Origin of the sequence: uncultured Parasphingorhabdus sp. (genome assembly GCF_963975555.1) — a bacterium.
GTDB lineage: Bacteria > Pseudomonadota > Alphaproteobacteria > Sphingomonadales > Sphingomonadaceae > Parasphingorhabdus.
Window position 1 is genome coordinate 19,770 of the sequence record NZ_CAXBHH010000001.1, and the last position, 16,261, is coordinate 36,030.

15 protein-coding genes are annotated in these 16,261 nt (G+C 56.6%); 6 read left to right on the forward strand and 9 right to left on the reverse strand.

Annotation, left to right across the window (positions count from 1 at the left end; all coding sequences use genetic code 11):
- Positions 1-80: 80 nt before the first annotated feature.
- On the reverse strand, positions 81-1,664 hold the full coding sequence (locus AAC060_RS00085; RefSeq protein ID WP_339821426.1) for a sulfotransferase: 1,584 nt from the start codon (positions 1,662-1,664) through the stop codon (positions 81-83).
- Positions 1,665-1,909: 245 nt separating this feature from the next.
- On the opposite strand from AAC060_RS00085, the gene AAC060_RS00090 reads away from it, so the two are divergent.
- Together AAC060_RS00090 and AAC060_RS00095 are read left to right on the forward strand one after the other, a co-directional pair.
- Positions 1,910-4,291, forward strand: a complete 2,382-nt coding sequence (locus AAC060_RS00090; RefSeq protein ID WP_339821429.1) for a molybdopterin cofactor-binding domain-containing protein — start codon at positions 1,910-1,912, stop codon at positions 4,289-4,291.
- Positions 4,292-4,305: 14 nt separating this feature from the next.
- A complete protein-coding gene (locus tag AAC060_RS00095) occupies positions 4,306-4,761 on the forward strand; it encodes a (2Fe-2S)-binding protein (protein WP_339821432.1) in 456 nt (151 codons plus the stop codon).
- A 469-nt stretch (positions 4,762-5,230) separates the two neighbouring features.
- Here AAC060_RS00095 and AAC060_RS00100 read toward each other — a convergent pair whose 3' ends face one another.
- The 4 genes from AAC060_RS00100 to AAC060_RS00115 form a co-directional block, all read right to left on the reverse strand.
- On the reverse strand, positions 5,231-5,560 hold the full coding sequence (locus AAC060_RS00100; protein WP_339821435.1) for a DUF423 domain-containing protein: 330 nt from the start codon (positions 5,558-5,560) through the stop codon (positions 5,231-5,233).
- Positions 5,561-6,123: 563 nt separating this feature from the next.
- Entirely contained in the window at positions 6,124-6,753 is a 630-nt protein-coding gene (gene leuD / locus AAC060_RS00105; RefSeq protein WP_339821438.1) for a 3-isopropylmalate dehydratase small subunit, read from the reverse strand.
- 1 nt (position 6,754) lies between these two features.
- Entirely contained in the window at positions 6,755-8,158 is a 1,404-nt protein-coding gene (locus tag AAC060_RS00110) for a 3-isopropylmalate dehydratase large subunit (RefSeq protein ID WP_339821441.1), read from the reverse strand.
- A gap of 11 nt (positions 8,159-8,169) precedes the next feature.
- The gene (locus AAC060_RS00115) at positions 8,170-9,276 is read right to left on the reverse strand and encodes a CoA transferase (RefSeq protein WP_339821443.1); all 1,107 of its coding nucleotides are present in this window, start codon (positions 9,274-9,276) and stop codon (positions 8,170-8,172) included.
- 114 nt (positions 9,277-9,390) lie between these two features.
- Here AAC060_RS00115 and AAC060_RS00120 point away from each other — a divergent pair, with 114 nt between their 5' ends.
- Genes AAC060_RS00120 through AAC060_RS00135 form a run of 4 tightly spaced genes read left to right on the forward strand, consistent with a single transcriptional unit; the run spans position 9,391 to position 12,873 of the window.
- Positions 9,391-10,347, forward strand: coding sequence for a hydroxymethylglutaryl-CoA lyase (locus AAC060_RS00120; RefSeq protein ID WP_339821446.1), 957 nt, complete (start codon positions 9,391-9,393; stop codon positions 10,345-10,347).
- A complete protein-coding gene (locus AAC060_RS00125) occupies positions 10,344-11,021 on the forward strand; it encodes an isochorismatase family protein (RefSeq protein ID WP_339821448.1) in 678 nt (225 codons plus the stop codon). Before AAC060_RS00120 ends, AAC060_RS00125 begins: the two co-directional genes overlap by 4 nt.
- Positions 11,021-11,950, forward strand: coding sequence for a polysaccharide deacetylase family protein (locus AAC060_RS00130; protein WP_339821450.1), 930 nt, complete (start codon positions 11,021-11,023; stop codon positions 11,948-11,950). The genes AAC060_RS00125 and AAC060_RS00130 overlap by 1 nt, the downstream gene beginning before the upstream one ends.
- Positions 11,947-12,873, forward strand: coding sequence for a polysaccharide deacetylase family protein (locus AAC060_RS00135; protein WP_339821451.1), 927 nt, complete (start codon positions 11,947-11,949; stop codon positions 12,871-12,873). Before AAC060_RS00130 ends, AAC060_RS00135 begins: the two co-directional genes overlap by 4 nt.
- Before the next feature lie 7 nt (positions 12,874-12,880).
- Here AAC060_RS00135 and AAC060_RS00140 read toward each other — a convergent pair whose 3' ends face one another.
- From AAC060_RS00140 to AAC060_RS00155, 4 genes are all read right to left on the reverse strand, one after another.
- Positions 12,881-13,195 carry a hypothetical protein gene (locus AAC060_RS00140; protein ID WP_339821453.1) on the reverse strand — a complete coding sequence of 105 codons (315 nt, stop codon included), beginning with the start codon at positions 13,193-13,195 and terminating at the stop codon, positions 12,881-12,883.
- Entirely contained in the window at positions 13,195-14,325 is a 1,131-nt protein-coding gene (locus AAC060_RS00145; RefSeq protein ID WP_339821454.1) for a class I SAM-dependent methyltransferase, read from the reverse strand. Before AAC060_RS00145 ends, AAC060_RS00140 begins: the two co-directional genes overlap by 1 nt.
- Before the next feature lie 70 nt (positions 14,326-14,395).
- Positions 14,396-15,328: a hypothetical protein gene (locus tag AAC060_RS00150; protein ID WP_339821456.1), complete on the reverse strand. Its 933-nt coding sequence runs from the start codon at positions 15,326-15,328 to the stop codon at positions 14,396-14,398.
- A gap of 87 nt (positions 15,329-15,415) precedes the next feature.
- Positions 15,416-16,195, reverse strand: coding sequence for a GntR family transcriptional regulator (locus AAC060_RS00155; RefSeq protein WP_339821458.1), 780 nt, complete (start codon positions 16,193-16,195; stop codon positions 15,416-15,418).
- Positions 16,196-16,261: the final 66 nt, after the last annotated feature.

A 16,261-nucleotide genomic window follows, 5' to 3' on the forward strand; every position in this document is an offset into this window, starting at 1 on the left:
GGGGCACCTGCCGGAAACGACAGGTGCCCCTGTCATATTAGCGGCCCGTTTCGCTGTGGCCTCACCGGCGCAGCGGCACTCTATTCGATCGGGATAGCCTGTTCCTCGAAAAAGGCTCGTGCCGGCTGCAGCGCCGCTTCATGCGTGCGCCATTTGCCGACCGCGTCAGCATTGATGGGGCGGCGAACCTGCGCGGCGCTGGGCGTGGCCACGGCCGCACTATTTTCATGGAAAGTCAGGCAGGCTTCGTTCCAGTCAAGGCCGCAATGCTTTAACAGACTCCGTGTCTGCTCTTCCTGGTCTGCGACCAGTTTTTCGTAGGACAACTGCAGCACCAGTCCGGGGAACAACTTGTCCCACATAGCCATCAGTCGATCGAAGCGGGCATAGTAACGCGCGGTGTCCAGAAGGTCATATGAATAGGCGTAATAAGCGGACTGGCTGGCAAACAGATTTTTGTAGTTGCTCCAGACCGTATCCATAGGATTGCGGCGCAAGCACACGATTTTCGCATGGGGCAGCGCACGCGCGATATGGCCGATATAGAGAAAATTGGCAGGCAACTTGTCGGTAAAACGGGCTGTACCCAGGTGACGATGATGGCTGGCCTGGGCGAGGTAAGCGTCACCAATTTTCGCCGGATCGATATCACCACTCGTCATGACGGTTTCCGGATCGATGACATTACGGGACGATGTCGCTGCCAGTCGCTTGACCGCTAGCGGCATGGCTTGCAATTCTCCCGCCGATTCCACATCTGGATGTGAGGAGAGAATTCGATCGACGAGCGTTGTTCCCGTGCGGGGCATTCCGACTATGAATATCGGCGCTTTGCCGGAGTTTCCTGCGCCGGGCAAATGTGTTTGCCCGGACTGCGTGAACAAGGTCTCGATGGCGTCGAAAATCGCCTCGTCCTGCGTGAAATCATATCGCAGCGAGCGCTTGTGTTCGTCATTGGCGGCAGAAAGATGCGTGAAGGCCTCAGGGTCGCCGATGTCTTCCAGTTCCTTTGCCAGCGCATAGCGAATGCGCAGGCCATCGCCAGGTTTCTGTGCTCCGGAGAGAGCGGCTTTCAACCTAGGCACATGGTTGGAGTCTGATGTCTGGCGCGAGGCGATAGCAAGGGCATAATGGGCCCGCGCATTGCCGGGGTCTGCGGCAATTATTGCCTCGTAATGCGTGCGGGCTTCTTCGACCCGGCCGGTAAAGCTGCTCGCCGCGGCAAGATTATAACGATAGTCGAGATTGACCGGATCGGCCGCGACCGCCGATCTAAAAGGCTCGACCGAACCCTCATGGTCTCCCAGCCGCGTGAAAACGCAACCGATTGTATCGAGCGTCCGAGCGTCGCCGGGCGTCAAGTCCATCGCCTTTCGCGCGGCGTTGGCGGCTTCGCCATCGCGCCGGAGGAGGATGAGCAGCTTCGCCAGCTGTGCCAGATGTTCCGCCTCGGGTCCGCGGTCTACTGCGGCCTCGATAAGGGGTACGGCTTTGACGATCTGGCCGGCTTCGGCGGCGGCAATCCCCAGCAGGAAATAGCCTGCGGGTTGGGCCTCATCAGCCAATATCATAGATTTCGCGGCAGCCGCCGCAGCGGGGATATCGCCGCGCTTCAAAGCTGCCCTCGCTTGCGCTTCCAGCGTCAAAACGGGATCGCGATCCATGGATTGTCAGTCACCATGGTTTGCTCTGGATGTGTCGATAGGGTTTGCGCTGCGGAATATTCCATTGGCTTATCTTATTAGCCGCTAATCGGGCACTGTCAAAGCGAACCGGCTGGTCAAACATGAAATCCATCGCTTTTCGTAATAAATAATCTTCTTTTCGTAATAAATTGTGATAGGTTGATTCTACGTGCCGCACGAACCAATAATCGCCGGCTTTATTGCCATATTTGAAGAGGTTTGAAATGTTCTTAGAAGATATTGGAATCATTCCCTCGCGTGAGAAAAATCCGATACGGGGCGAACAGTCCCCTTCTATTGTCAACCTCACGCGCCGCGGATTTGTTGCTGGAACCGGACTTTTCGTTGTCGCCGTCACACTGGCGGGTTGTTCCAACACGGAACCCGCTATCGATGCTGATAATATGGACGTGCCCAAAGCAGGTCCCAGCCCGCTTACCGATGTAGACGGCGGGGATGCAACGCCAGCATTGTGGATTGCGATCGAAAAAGACGGGACGGTCAAGATTACTTGCCATCGTTCGGAAATGGGTCAGCAGGTCTGGACCGCTATGGCTCAGATCATTGCCGATGAACTGGAGGCAGATTGGCCGAATGTCGAGATCGTTCAGGCCGAAGGTCACGAGCGCTATGGGGACCAGAACACCGACGGATCGCGTTCGGTCCGTTATAATTTTCACCGGCTGCGCCTTGCCGGCGCGGCGATGAGACAGATGCTTGTCGCTGCCGCAGCCCTTTATTGGAAATTGGAGCCCTCCCAATGCAGCGCCGCAATAGGCAAAGTCTCGAACAGCGAAAATGGCAATACCCTGTCTTACGGCAATCTGGCGAAGCTTGCCGCCAGACTGCAGGTTCCGGCAGAAGCCGATATTGTCATGAAAGAGCCGAAGGACTGGCGCTTCATAAACAAGGAAATTCCTTCGCTGACTGTTCCGCGGATCACCAGAGGGGAAGGGACCTTTGGCATTGATGTCAATGTGCCCGACATGGTTTACGCCGTCGTTGCCCGGCCACCCCAGGTCTTTGGTCGAACCGGAACGGTCACCGATGCCAAGGCGCTGGCAATTCCCGGCGTATTGCGAACCGTAAAACTTCCGGATGCAAAACCGCCCGCAATGTTTCAGGCGCTCGGCGGTGTGGCGGTAGTCGGGGTCGATACCTGGGCCGCGATTCAGGGTCGCAACGCGCTGGAGGTCGAATGGCTGGATGGACCGAATGCCAATTATGACTCGGATAATTTTCGTGCGGCAATGGAAGCAAAGGCAAAACTCCCCGGCACTGTTCGGCGCAGTCGAGGTGATGCAGGCACTGCCCTGGCTGGCGCAGAGAAAAGGATCACGGCCGAATATTACGCCCCGCATCTGGCGCAATCACCGATGGAGCCACCAGCGGCTACGGCTCGTTGGACCGGTGACAAGCTGGAATGCTGGGCCTGTGTTCAGGATCCGCAAGCGACCCGGCAAACATTGGCCGATCTGCTGGACATCGATAAGGAAAATATTACCGTCCACGCAACCTGGCTGGGCGGTGCATTCGGGCGCAAATCCAAACCGGATTTTGTTGTAGAGGCTGCTCTTATTGCAAGAGAGGTGGGCAAACCGGTCAAGGTAACATGGACCAGAGAAGATGATATCCGGCATAGTTTCTATCATTCCGCTAGTGCGCAAAGACTGGAAGCGGGACTGGACGCCGATGGCAAGTGTAATGCCTATCGTCATCGGACTGTTTTCCCGCCCATTGGCTCCACATTCACCGCGGGCATGGATGTGCCATCCGACGGCGAAATGGGCATGGGAGCAACAGATGTACCCTTTGCAATCCCGAACCTGCAGGTCGAATCAGGCAGTGCCAAGGCGCATTTGCGTATCGGCTGGTTACGATCGGTTGCGAATATCTACCATGCTTTTGCAGTCCAGAGTTTTGCAGCGGAAATGGCCCATGCCGCTGGCAGGGACCAGAAGGATTATCTGCTTGAACTGATCGGAGATTCCCGATTGATTGATCCCAATGCTGAAGGAGCCACCTATTCCAACTACGGTGGCTCGGCAGAGGAATATCCATTTGAAACTGGGCGTCTGTCCAATGTTGTCCAATTGGCCGCAAAAAGAGCCAAATGGGGGCGGAAGCTCCCGGCCGGTCACGGCCTTGGTATCGCCGCGCACAGATCCTTCCTGTCCTATATAGCTACTGTGATTGAAGTGAAGGTGGCCGAAGATGGAACGTTGAGCATTCCAGGCATATGGCTCGCCGTTGATGCCGGAACGGTCATCAATCCCCGACATACCCGTGCGCAAATGGAGGGCGGCACTATTTTCGGGCTGTCCAATGCTCTATTTGGCGAGATTACTGCAAAAAATGGCGCAGTCGTTCAGGACAATTTCCCCAACTGGCGGGTCATGCGTATGGGCGAAGCGCCAAAAGCTTTCGAGGTCGAGATTGTGCCGTCCAATAGTGCGCCTGCTGGAGTGGGCGAACCGGGAACGCCGCCTGCTGCCCCGGCGCTGGCCAACGCGATATTCAATGCGACCGGACAACGGATCAGGAGCCTGCCGCTTATGGGCGCAAGTCGCAGCAAGCTGGATATTCCAGTAAACGCAGCAAGCTGATTGAGGAGCATTTCATGACTATTACATTGAACATAAATGGCAAAAATGAAACCGTCAAAGCGGCAGCCGGAACACCTTTGCTCTGGGTACTACGCGATCATCTGAAAATGACCGGCACAAAATTCGGGTGCGGCATTGCGCAGTGCGGCGCTTGCACGGTTCATGTGGATGGCGTCCCGACACGCGCTTGTATCACGCCGCATGACAGTCTCGACGATGCCAAGATTACGACCATCGAAGGATTGGGAGGAAGCGCGGCTGATGTGATACGCGAGACATGGGTGGAGAATGATGTGCCCCAATGCGGCTATTGCCAATCTGGCCAGATATTGGCAGCGACCGCTTTGCTTAGCGAAAATCCCGACCCGACGGATGCCGATATCGATGCGGCAATGAGCGGCAATATCTGCCGATGCGCTACATATATGAGCATCAGACGTGCGATCAAACAGGCGGCGGGGAAACTCTAGCCAGGATTCTTTTTGTCAGGCATATTTTTTGCGCACCGCCAAATATTTCTACCCTCGTTCTGGCTACAACATCTGTCGGTCAAGAAGGTCTCGATTTTCATTTCTATTGGCATCGATTGGTTGATCGGAATCTCCCTAACAACCCTGTTGACTTAGAGCTGCGGGAGGGACGTGTTCATCGATTCAAGAACCACGCGACACGAATGAATGTGTCGGAGCAAGAGGCCTTCCTCGGGAAGCCCAAGGGTGAACAGAGTGCCAGCGACCGGTGCAGCCTCTGGGTCTTGTTCACGACAGTGTTCGGACGGCCAATCCAAACTAGTTGAACTTAGAGCTATGTGGCCGCACCTCGTAATAACGCGGCACACATCATTAAACTACTTATGATGACCACCTGCGATCGTTAGCTTAAGTTTGTTCGGCGTTAATGAACTGCGAAATCGGATCGTTCTGAAAATGAATATATTTCCTAACCGCGGTAATATATCCAACCAGCCCATAGCCATCCCCCAATCAGGAAGGCCCCTCCAATTGGCGTTACAGCACCTAGCCACCGTGGTGCGCCAAGCGCCATAGCGTATAATGTAAGAGCGAAAACTGCAGAGCCGAGAAGAAGCAAGGTCGCTGGGCCTCTAGCGACGCCCATAATCGCCAGTACCGCAACGGCATGAACCAATTGATAAAGCCCGCCTGTTCTAAACCATTCCGCTTCCTGTTGTCCTGGTGCAGCATGAGCCCCGAAAGCACCTGCAGCAACTGCCACCGCAGCCGAAATAGCTGCAAAAAATCCGATTAGCACATCTGCTCCTTCTCTTCCCCAAACGATGGATCCGTGACTTGGTCCACACGCCGCGTGTTTGATATGTCGCACCCTGATTAAGCCAAAGCGCTCGTGACTAATATTTGGACCACCTTAAATATCAGGCTTAAACCATATAGCCGGAATATCGACATTAGAACACTCTTGGATCAGATCATCGCTTAAACGCTGGCCTCGGACACGAAGTAGCGCTGTTCATCGGCTACCGACATCCTGCTTTGCTTGTCTGTGCAGCGTGAAGCGCACTGGCTTGGTACTCAATAGAGCAAATTTCCCGTTAATTACCTAATGTCAGGGAAATCACACTTGAAACCTGTTCGCTGTGGACTGCTTCGCGCACTATCACTCTCAGCTTAGTAAAATCGCTCTTGCTGTTGAGTGTGCCAAAACGTGGGCCCCTCATGGGTATGGCGTGGGTTGGGGGTAATAGTTATTGCCCATCAGAGCTTTTGACTCTCAGTCGTTGCATCCCCTCAACTCACTTGCCATACACGGTGACTTAACTCGGGCAATCGTTCGAACATCAGCACGACGACATCACGTTAACGTGATAGTGTGGAATAGGCCCATGACCGCTCCCGCTTGTCACGGTCGCGAAAGGCGGCGATTGTATCGGACAAGGTCAGCGTGAGGTCGATTGGGTCAAGGCCAGAAAGCAGGGCTCGCTTTTCATCACCGTCGATCTCGAAGGTCCAGCAACCGCCAACTTCGTCTTGCAATTCCTGCTCTACGAGATTTACCGTCAGGAGGGAACCGGGTGCCGCGGCAAGCCCGCGAGCGATAGGTTCGACAATCGAAGCTGTAAGCACCACCGGCAACACACCATTGGCCAGACAATTTTTGCGGAAGATCGGGTTAAATGAGGGCGCAATAATCGTTCGGAAGCCATATTCGGCCAACGCCCATACGGCGTGCTCGCGACTCGATCCGCAGCCAAAATTCTCCCCGGCTACTAATATCCGGGCATTCTTTAATGCCGGATCATTGAGCATGAAATCGGGATCCGGATCGCGTTCGCCAATCGACAAATAGCGCCAACCCGCGAACAGACCATCAGCCAGACCGCTTTTCGATACTTGCCGTATCTCTCGCGAAGGGATGATTGCATCAGTATCCACATTGTCCCGCATCAGGGGAGCCGCGATGGCTGTGAAGGTGGTGAATGGCTCCATCTTAGATCTCCAGCTTACGCGGATCGGCGATATGCCCGGCGATGGCCGAGGCGGCAACGGTTTCCGGCGAGGCGAGATGCGTGCGCGTGCCGGGCCCCTGACGGCTTTCGAAATTGCGGTTGGTAGACGACACCACCCGTTCTTGCGGGCCGAAACTTTCTCCCCCCGCGAAAAAGCACATAGAGCAACCCGATTCGCGCCATTCGAAGCCGGCACGCTGGAACACGCGGTGCAAGCCCTCTTCCTCCGCCTGACGTTTGACATTGCTTGATCCCGGAACGCATATTGCCTTCACGCCGGGCGCAACTTTTCGACCGTCGAGTATAGCCGCAGCCCGTCGCAGGTCGCTAATCCGGCTGTTGGTGCAAGAACCGATAAAGGCTGCGTCAATTTTCAGCGACTCCAGCGCAGTGCCTGCCTCCAGACCCATATAGTGCAACGCACGTTGGTAACCTTCGGCCATAGCCTTTCCAATTTCCCCGACGGCTGGCACCGCGCCGTCGATCGCCACCACTTGTTGTGGCGTAGTACCCCAAGTGACCATCGGCGCGACATCACTCGCATTGAAGGTCAGTTCAGTGTCAAAGATCGCGTTGGCATCGCTGCGCAGAGCGAGCCAGTCATTCACCGCGCGATCCCAATCGTCGCCGACTGGCGCGTATCGGCGCCCCTTCACATAATCGACTGTGGTTGCATCGGGCGCGATGATCGCGCTGAACGCGGCAAATTCCGTACCCATGTTGCACAAGGTCAGCCGCTGTTCGATATCAAGTGCTTCTACCGCACTGCCCGCATATTCGACGATATGCCCGGCGGCGCCGCCGACCCCGAAACGGCCGAGCAAAGCGAGAGCCAAGTCCTTGGCGGTTACCCCACGTGCGAGCCTGCCCGAAATAGTGAGGCGCATTCGCTTGGGCCGCTGGACACGCAAGGTCGATGTGGCGAGCGCATGTTCGGCCTCGGTCGATCCGATGCCCCAGGCCAACGCGCCGAGCGCGCCCTGCGAACAGGTATGACTATCCGGACAAATCAGCGTCGTACCCGGCAGTACAATGCCCAGTTCGGGCGATATGACATGGACGATTCCTTGATCGGGACTGTCGAGGTCGAAAAGCCGGATGCCCGCTGCCCGGGCGCCCTCGCGGGTCGCGACAATGAAATCCTTTCCCGTCGGCATCAGCGTCTTGCTGGTGCGCCCTGGAAAGGTGTCGACGATATGATCCATGACCGCAAAAACATGATCGCGATCACGAACGGGAATATCACGTGCAAGTAAGCTTTTCAGCGCTACTCCGCCCGTTCGCTCGTGGAGCAAAATGCGGTCAACGAGAACAAGATCGGTCTCGCCAGCAGGGGGACCGATCGTATGACCGTCCCAGATTTTATCGAATATAGTCCGTTCCAAGACGCCCTCACCTAATTGAAATCGATGCCATTACTATTTTCAGCCCGCGGCAAATCATGCCGCAAGCCCATCCTTTTCCCGTCGATTTCAAGCGGAAGGGCAGGAAGTTTCGCGCGGCTGCCATCGTCGAGAGTTACCTCAACAAAACCACCGCTGGCGAGCAGGTGCTGATCTTCGAGCAGATCGTCGGGACGCATGATCGGTGCGTAAGGCAAGCCGATAGATTCCAGCCTGCCAACCAATTCGTCGCGTGTCATGCGGCCAAAAAGTTCCCGAATCACCGGGAGGATATGTTCGCGCTGGCGCACGCGCTCATTATTGACCGCAAGCGTCGGATCGGCGGCAAGGTCCTCCAGTCCCATGACCTCGCAAAAGGCCACCCATTGGGGATCGCTGACGACGCCGACAAAGAGCTGCTCATCCTGATTCGATGTTTCAAAGACGTCATAGACCGCCCAGGCCGAAATGCGGGCGGGCATCGGCGGCGCGGTCGTGCCAGTCACAGCCTTTTGCGCGATATGTTGGCCTACCAGAAAGGCCGTTGTCTCGAACAGCGAGCATTTCACCTCGCCGCCCTTATCGGTCCGGTGCCGCCGTTCAAGCGCAGCAAGGATACCGATAACCCCGAACATACCCCCGGTTACATCAATCACCGAAGCACCAGCACGCAAAGGCCGCCCGGGGGGACCGGTCATATACGCAAGTCCGCCCATCATCTGCGCGACTTCGTCGAGTGCGGTGCGGTTCTCGTATGGGCCAGTGAGAAAACCCTTGGCGCTACAATAAATGAGGCGCGGATTGCTCTCTGTAAAATTTTCCGGCCCAAGCCCGAGCTTCGCCAAGGCACCCGGCCGGAAATTCTCGATCATTACGTCGGCTTCATCGATCAGACGGCGGGCTTCGGCGTTACCCTGCTCGCCTTTGAGATCGAGGCAAACGCTGCGCTTGTTGCGATTGAACATCGGAAAATAGCCAGCACCAGAACCCAGCAGACGGCGGGTATGATCGCCGCCTTCCGGTTCTACCTTGATAACGTCAGCACCAAGATCACCCAGCATCAGGCCGATCGACGGGCCCATCACCATATGGGTGAACTCGACAACTTTTATCCCTTCCAACGGCAACCGCTCCATTATACCCCTACTCTTTCAAATCTCATCATCAAAATCTTGTCTCTCGACATCCTGATCTTATTTGATATAGAAATAGGACATTAAAGCAAGCAGAGGTTTATGTCCCAAGAAATATTTATTAGCGAAGTGGGCCCACGCGACGGGTTACAGAACATTTCAGCAGTCATGCCGACCGCTGCCAAAAAGGCATGGATTGCAGCCGAATCAGCCACGGGCGTGCGCGAAATAGAGGTTGGAAGCTTCGTCCCCGCCAAGTTGCTGCCCCAGCTTGCAGACACAGCCGAAATTGTTGCCTTCGCCAAGACAATTCCCGGCCTGACCGTTGCCGTACTGGTACCAAATCTGCGTGGCGCGCACGATGCAATAACGGCTTGCGCCGATAAAATCACATTGCCACTTTCGGTTTCGGAATCTCACAGCCTCGCCAATCTGCGCCGCACGCACGATCAGGTGATCGAGGAAGCGACCGGCATAGCCACGGCGATTGCAAGCTTGCCGGAAGGCAAGCGCCCGCATTTCGAGGGGAGCCTCTCAACCGTCTTTGGATGCACCATTGAAGGCACCATTCCCGAATCCCAGATCTTGCGCCTGGCCGAACGGTTGATGGAGGCAGGCTGCGACGAGGTAGGTCTCTCGGACACCACTGGCTACGCCGATCCGCACGCAGTGAAGCATATGGTAAAAGCGGTGCGCAGCGTTGTCGGCGACCGGGCGCTGACCGGCATCCATCTACACAATACGCGCGGCCTCGGCCTTGCCAATGTGCTCGCTGCATTGGACGTCGGACTCACTACCGTTGACAGTTCGCTCGGCGGAATTGGCGGCTGCCCCTTCGCGCCAGGTGCCAGTGGCAATATCGTAACCGAGGACCTCGTCTTCATGTTACAGGCGATGGGGCTGAAAACGGGAATCGATCTCGAAAAACTTCTGGCGGTGCGAAAAATTGTACAGCAAGCGCTGCCGGATGCAGAGCTTTACGGATTCACACCGGATGCCGGGCTGCCGCTCGGTTTTCAAGGCGAAGCTGGCCCAACAGAATTGGAAACTATTATATGACGATCGGCACCAAGATGATCTGCGAGGACAAGACGGCACGTCAGTTGTTCGACGAGGTAATGGCCAACCCGGCCCGCAAGAAATTTGGTTTTGGCGAGAAACTCGCCATCGTCAATGTCGACGTCCAGCAGGCCTATACCCGACTCGACATGTTCAAGACGTCCTATGAAACCGATCCACGCCAGATCGAACATATCAACACGATTTCGCGCCTTGCCCGCGAACGCGACATGCCGGTGATCTGGTCGCATGTCGCCTATAAGGCCGATGCGGGCGATGCCGGAATCTGGGGCACCCGGACCGATACCGAGGATTCTCTGCAAAACATCAAATATGGAAGCGAGCGACATGCCTTCGATCAGCGTTGCGCCATCGACGAGAATGACCTCGTCTATACCAAGCGGATGCCGAGCGCCTTTTTCGAAACACCGCTGGCCAGCTATCTGTCATGGCACAAGGTCGACACCGTCGTCGTGACCGGAGGTTCGACCTCGGGCTGCGTCCGCGCAACTGCGGTAGACAGTCTCAGCCACGGCTACAGGACCATCGTCCCGATCGAGACCTGCGCCGACAAGCATGAAAGCTATCACTTCGCCAATCTGATTGACCTGCAGCTCAAATATGCCGATGTCGAACCGGTGCAGACGGTAATCGACTGGCTGGAGGCCCGCTGATGCGCGAAGGCGAAAAAGATCCCGGACTCTACGATTTCCGGCCCTATCGCGATCGAACGAAGATCGAATGGCCCGACGGCAAGACCGTCGCGGTCTGGGTCTCGCCCAATCTCGAATATTACGAGATCGATCCGCCAGCCAATCCCCAACGCAAGAGCTGGCCGAGGCCGCATCCCGACATCGTCCCCTACGGGCATCGTGACTATGCCAACCGTATTGGACATTGGCGGATGGCCGAGGTGATGGAGAAGCACGGTTTCAAGGGATCGGTTTCGCTGTCGGTCGCGCTGTGCCAACACCATCCAGAAATTGTCGCCCATGCCAACGCGCTGGACTGGGAGTTCTTCAGCCACGGAATCTACAACACCCGCTACAGCTATGGGATGGACGAAGCACAAGAACGCGCGATCATCGAAGATTCGATCAAGACCGTCCGCGATGCGACGGGGCAGACGATCAAGGGCTGGCTCGCTCCCGCGCTCACCCATACACCGCGCACGCTCGACCTTATCGCCGAATATGGCATGACCTATACCTGTGACCTCTATCATGACGACCAGCCCGGACCGGTCCACGTCGAGGACGGACGGCTGATCTCGATGCCGTACAGTATCGAGGTCAACGACCATTATGGCTTCTTCGTCTACAATATGTCCCCGCGCGAATATGCTGACACGCTGATCCGGCAATATGAACGGCTTGCAGCCGAGGGTGAACAATCAGGCACCGTCATGTGCATCCCGCTGCACAGTTATCTGATCGGCCAGCCGCACCGGATCGGTCCGTTCGAGGAGGTGCTCAGGCATATCGCCGCAGACGGGCGCGCTTGGATCACTCGCTCGGGCGATATTGCCGACCATTTTCTCGCCAACGATTATTATGACGCGACCGCGGCCGACGCCGCCCGCTATGCGAAGGACGCAGGATGAGCCTCGACCCCTCCTATCTCGAATATCCCAAGCGCCGTGAAGGCATGGACCACGACCTCTATATCCCCTCTCCTCTGCCCACACGCAAACCGGTTGCATGGCCTGATGGCAAGACGGTGGCGGTCACGCTGCTGGTCAACCTCGAATGGTTCCCGATCACACCGGAAGATACGCCTTTCCGCGCGCCCGGTCATATGGTGACCCCTTATCCCGACTATCGCCATTACACAGCGCGCGAATATGGCACACGGGTAGGCTTCTACCGCCTGCTCGACGCCTTTGCGAAGGCCGGGGTACATGCGACTATCGCGGTTAATGCCGCCATTGCCGAACGCTACCCATCCATCATCTCGGATATTCTGGCTGAAGGCCATGAGATCATCGCCCATTCGACGGACATGAACGGAACTATTGCGACCGGCTTACCCGAAGCGGAAGAGCGCGCACTGATCGCTCAGGCACGCGATACGCTGGCCGAGGCGATGGGCACGATGCCACGAGGCTGGCAGTCGATCGCACGGTCGCAGAGCTGGAATACGCCGCGCCTGCTGGTCGAAGAAGGCTTCGATTATATGTGCGATTGGGTCAACGACGATCTGCCCTATCTCGCGACGACCGAGGCCGGCACGATTGTCAGCATGCCGTTCAACCACGAACTTTCCGACCGGCAGATGATAGCCCTGCAGCAGCATTCTATGGAAGGCGTCGCCCGGCAGATCGAGGACGCGTTCGACTGGCTGAGCATCGAGGCGGACCGGTTTGGCGGTCGCGTGTTACCGTTTACAATCACGCCCTATATCACTGGCCTGCCCCACAGGATGGACGCTTTCGAACAGCTGCTCGGAAAGCTGACCGGATCCAGCAAGAGCTGGTTCGCGACCGCCTGCGAAGTCGTGGACAGCTGGCAGGGCCAGACGGGCTGAACCTAACCTAGTCGTTCGCCTGGGCACGGGGATCTATAAGAACCCGTAGTGTGCGCATCAGCAATGCGTCAGTCGCGTCCTGACGTTGTTCGGCGACCTCTCCCTCATAGCGGATATCGCGCAGCGTCGCGACGTCCTCGCCGCGCATTTCCGCGACCACCCTCTCAAGCCTGTCAATCTTGTCATTGGCGACTGACAGCTCGACGAGTAGCGCCAGAGCGATATTGAGCGTCTCCTCGGCTTCGCGATTGTCGAGGCTTTGGGGACGCTGTCCACGCGCAGATTCGATCAGCGCGGCAATGGCTTGAGCTTGGTTTGTCATTAGAGAGGTTTCCTGCCGCTGATCGCATACCAGCGATTATTTGCCATGCCATGTAGCGCCGAAAGATCATGTTCGACGACATTATCCTTGGGGAACCCGGCGGCAATCATATCAGCCTGCAGATTGGCCGTTGCATAGGTGTTCCAGTGCACCTCACCGTTGAAATGCGTATCCCAATCGCGCTCGATTTCATGCACCAGTGTCGGTTGGTTGCGGATAGCGACATCCTGATGAATGACTACGCCTCCGGGCCGGACAAGACGGAAAGATTCGCGGATCATCGCCCGACGCTTTTCCTCACCGATTTCGTGCATCAGGTTGTGCGACACGACAAGATCAAAACTTTCGTCCTCGAAACGCATGTCCGAAGCGTCCATCTGATGGAAATGCACGGCAACGCCGAGCGACTCCGCGCGGGCATGGGCATAACGCAACATGCCGGCACCGAGGTCGACCGCATGAATTTCGACGTCAGGCCATTCGGCGGGATAGGCGGCAGAGGCAGCTCCCGCTGAACAACCGATATCGAGCATCCTGGCTGGTTTGAACCCGTCAAATTCTTCATTGAGTAGCCGCATGATGACACCCGCCTTGCTGTCGCCGCGACCGATGCCCTGGCCGAAGGAAAAGACATTGCCACCACATTCGTACAGCGCGCCCGAAACAACATCATAGTCGCTGCGATTCATCGCATATCCGCCGGGTTGGAGATGGATGTCGACATCAGCCACTTCCGGCGAGGGATCATAGAACGAATCCAGCGAGAGACTACCAAGCTTGTCATCGGCTTCGATCAGCTCCTTCGTCGCCTGCTCCATGCGTTCGAGATCACGATAGGTTGGCTCTCCGACCGAAACCCATATCATTTCCTGAGCGGACCGGTTGGCGGCGCTCCACATCCGATAGCCGGGGGACATCAGAAAGGCTTCGCGTACCTCTTCGTGCGATTGAGGCTGACGACCATGACGTTCGGCGAACGCGGGAGCGGCTTCGGATTCGAATATCCCGACGTTTCTTGGCCTGACCTTGCTATTTAGCAGCCGGCGCAGCGAAACTACCGCGTTCTGCCTACTGCCTTCCTCGGCAGTCGTGCGGGGAAGAACGGCATGTTGAACGTCACGAACCTTCATCTCTAACTCCTTGTTTCGCCCAAAGGGCGGAATCCATATCTCGGCTATATTGTTCTATCTATATCACAATTCAACGCGATTCGATCAACTCAATTAATTCGCCCGCCGGCCCGGTCAGAACAAGCGAGCGTCGGCCACCGTAACAGGCCCCTGCCGAGATAGCCTCGGGTCCATGCGCAAGGTCAGCGAAGGGCGAAAGGCTGGTAACCTCGAAACTGACAATCGCATTGCCGGGTGGCAAATAGCCTTCAACCCGGGGCCGAACTCCGGCGATATAGTCACCACCGGTCGGATATTCGTCGAGCTCGATCAGATTTCCGTGCTGCGCCATGCCGATTGCGCTGAGCGAAAAGGCGTGATCAGCAGGAAGATTCTGAGCATGCTGAAGCACTCCTACCTTGCTCTTGCGCATCGGTCTTTCCCGTAATCTGAAATGATCTACATACCAGCGAAGCATCGGATCAAAATCGGATCCTGCGGCTACGACGATAAATGGTCGACCGACAAAGCCCGAAGGCCCGGGCAGGATTGATGTGTTCCGGTCGCCACTCTCCATTGTAAAATAGAGGCATTCACCACCCGGGCCCACGACCTGCATGGCGACGATTGATGGCATGAACTGGAGCGGACTCGGCCCTGCGAGATGGCGAAAGGGCGAAGCGTCCAGCCGATCCGCCAACCCATAGACATCATCCACGATGATTTCGAATGCCGTCCAGCCAAAGCTGGTCAGCGGTGAATAGTCCGGCACGGCGGGTGCTTCGATAAGTCTGATAAAGACATCGTCATCATTTTCGGGATGCAAGGTGCAGAAGGCGGCACCGGCCGCCGCCGGCGCACCCCAGCGCTTGGCGAGTGCCTGATCGATCCGGCCTCTTTCCAACACCCGGTATCCAAGCAGTTCGCTATAACAGGATTCGGCAGCTGCGATGTCTGGAACGGTCGCAGTCGTGCCGAAAATTCTCAGCAGCTGCGGTTCAGTATCGCTGGTCCAGTCGTTCATTCTCCAGATTCCCCACTATGATGCTAGCATCGTAGCGATTTAATTGTTATATTTCTATATCAATAATCCAAGAAACTGGAAAGACCGTCAGATAATCTGCGGTTCCAGAATACGGGGAGAATTCAGATCGAGGCGAATCTGGTAACGATCAGGGCGGAACTGGGCGAGGATGTGTTGCACCGGCCGTTCATTGACGTCGAAGACCGTCCGGCTCACTCGCAGGATCGGCGATCCGATGTCGACGTGCAGGCTCGCCGAAACGGCAGCATCAGCAAGTGTAGCCGAGATCGTCTGATGGGCGGCGCCAATATGCGCGCCCGCGTCCTCGAGCAACGTCAGCATCGGCGTCGTTTTGAGATTGGCACGTGTCATTGCCTTGCCGAGATCGGAAGGGATGTAGCTGACAAAATGACCGAGCGGCTCACCGTCGAGCCAGCGGGTACGAACCACGCGCAGAAGCTCAGTCCCGGCTGGCAAATCAAGCGCCTCGTCAATTGGTGGTCGCGCAGAGACCATATCGACCTCAAGCAGTTTGACCTGCGTTGCGCGGCCAAAATTGCGCAGCGATTCGAGCGCCTGCTCGATATTGCCGTGGATCGGGCGCGCCGGCGAACGAAAGATCACATGGGTCCCGACCCGTCGCTTGCGTTCGACGAGTTGGTGATCAGCCAGTTCTTCAAGGGCCCGCCGCGCGGTGATGCGCGAAACCTCATATTCTTTGGTCAGTTCCTGCTCGGTCGGCAGCCGCGATCCAAAGGCGCGCTCCCCACTCGTGATTTCTTCGCGCAGTTGCAGAAATATTTGGTGGTACAGTGGCACCGCTTGTCCACGATCCACACCCGCTTTGCCGCCGTTCTTTCCGGTCACTTGTTCTATTCTCCCCTTTCAAGACGAGCGGCTAGCTCTATTGATCGCATGTTAGCGATTTCATTT

Bases quoted from the DNA above. Each gene is read 5' to 3' on its own strand.
- AAC060_RS00085 (WP_339821426.1), bottom strand. From the start codon at position 1,664: ATGGATCGCGATCCCGTTTTGACGCTGGAAGCGCAAGCGAGGGCAGCT.
- AAC060_RS00090 (WP_339821429.1), top strand. From the start codon at position 1,910: ATGTTCTTAGAAGATATTGGAATCATTCCCTCGCGTGAGAAAAATCCG.
- AAC060_RS00095 (WP_339821432.1), top strand. From the start codon at position 4,306: ATGACTATTACATTGAACATAAATGGCAAAAATGAAACCGTCAAAGCG.
- leuD (WP_339821438.1), bottom strand. From the start codon at position 6,753: ATGGAGCCATTCACCACCTTCACAGCCATCGCGGCTCCCCTGATGCGG.
- AAC060_RS00120 (WP_339821446.1), top strand. From the start codon at position 9,391: ATGTCCCAAGAAATATTTATTAGCGAAGTGGGCCCACGCGACGGGTTA.
- AAC060_RS00125 (WP_339821448.1), top strand. From the start codon at position 10,344: ATGACGATCGGCACCAAGATGATCTGCGAGGACAAGACGGCACGTCAG.
- AAC060_RS00130 (WP_339821450.1), top strand. From the start codon at position 11,021: ATGCGCGAAGGCGAAAAAGATCCCGGACTCTACGATTTCCGGCCCTAT.
- AAC060_RS00135 (WP_339821451.1), top strand. From the start codon at position 11,947: ATGAGCCTCGACCCCTCCTATCTCGAATATCCCAAGCGCCGTGAAGGC.
- AAC060_RS00140 (WP_339821453.1), bottom strand. From the start codon at position 13,195: ATGACAAACCAAGCTCAAGCCATTGCCGCGCTGATCGAATCTGCGCGT.
- AAC060_RS00145 (WP_339821454.1), bottom strand. From the start codon at position 14,325: ATGAAGGTTCGTGACGTTCAACATGCCGTTCTTCCCCGCACGACTGCC.
- AAC060_RS00150 (WP_339821456.1), bottom strand. From the start codon at position 15,328: ATGAACGACTGGACCAGCGATACTGAACCGCAGCTGCTGAGAATTTTC.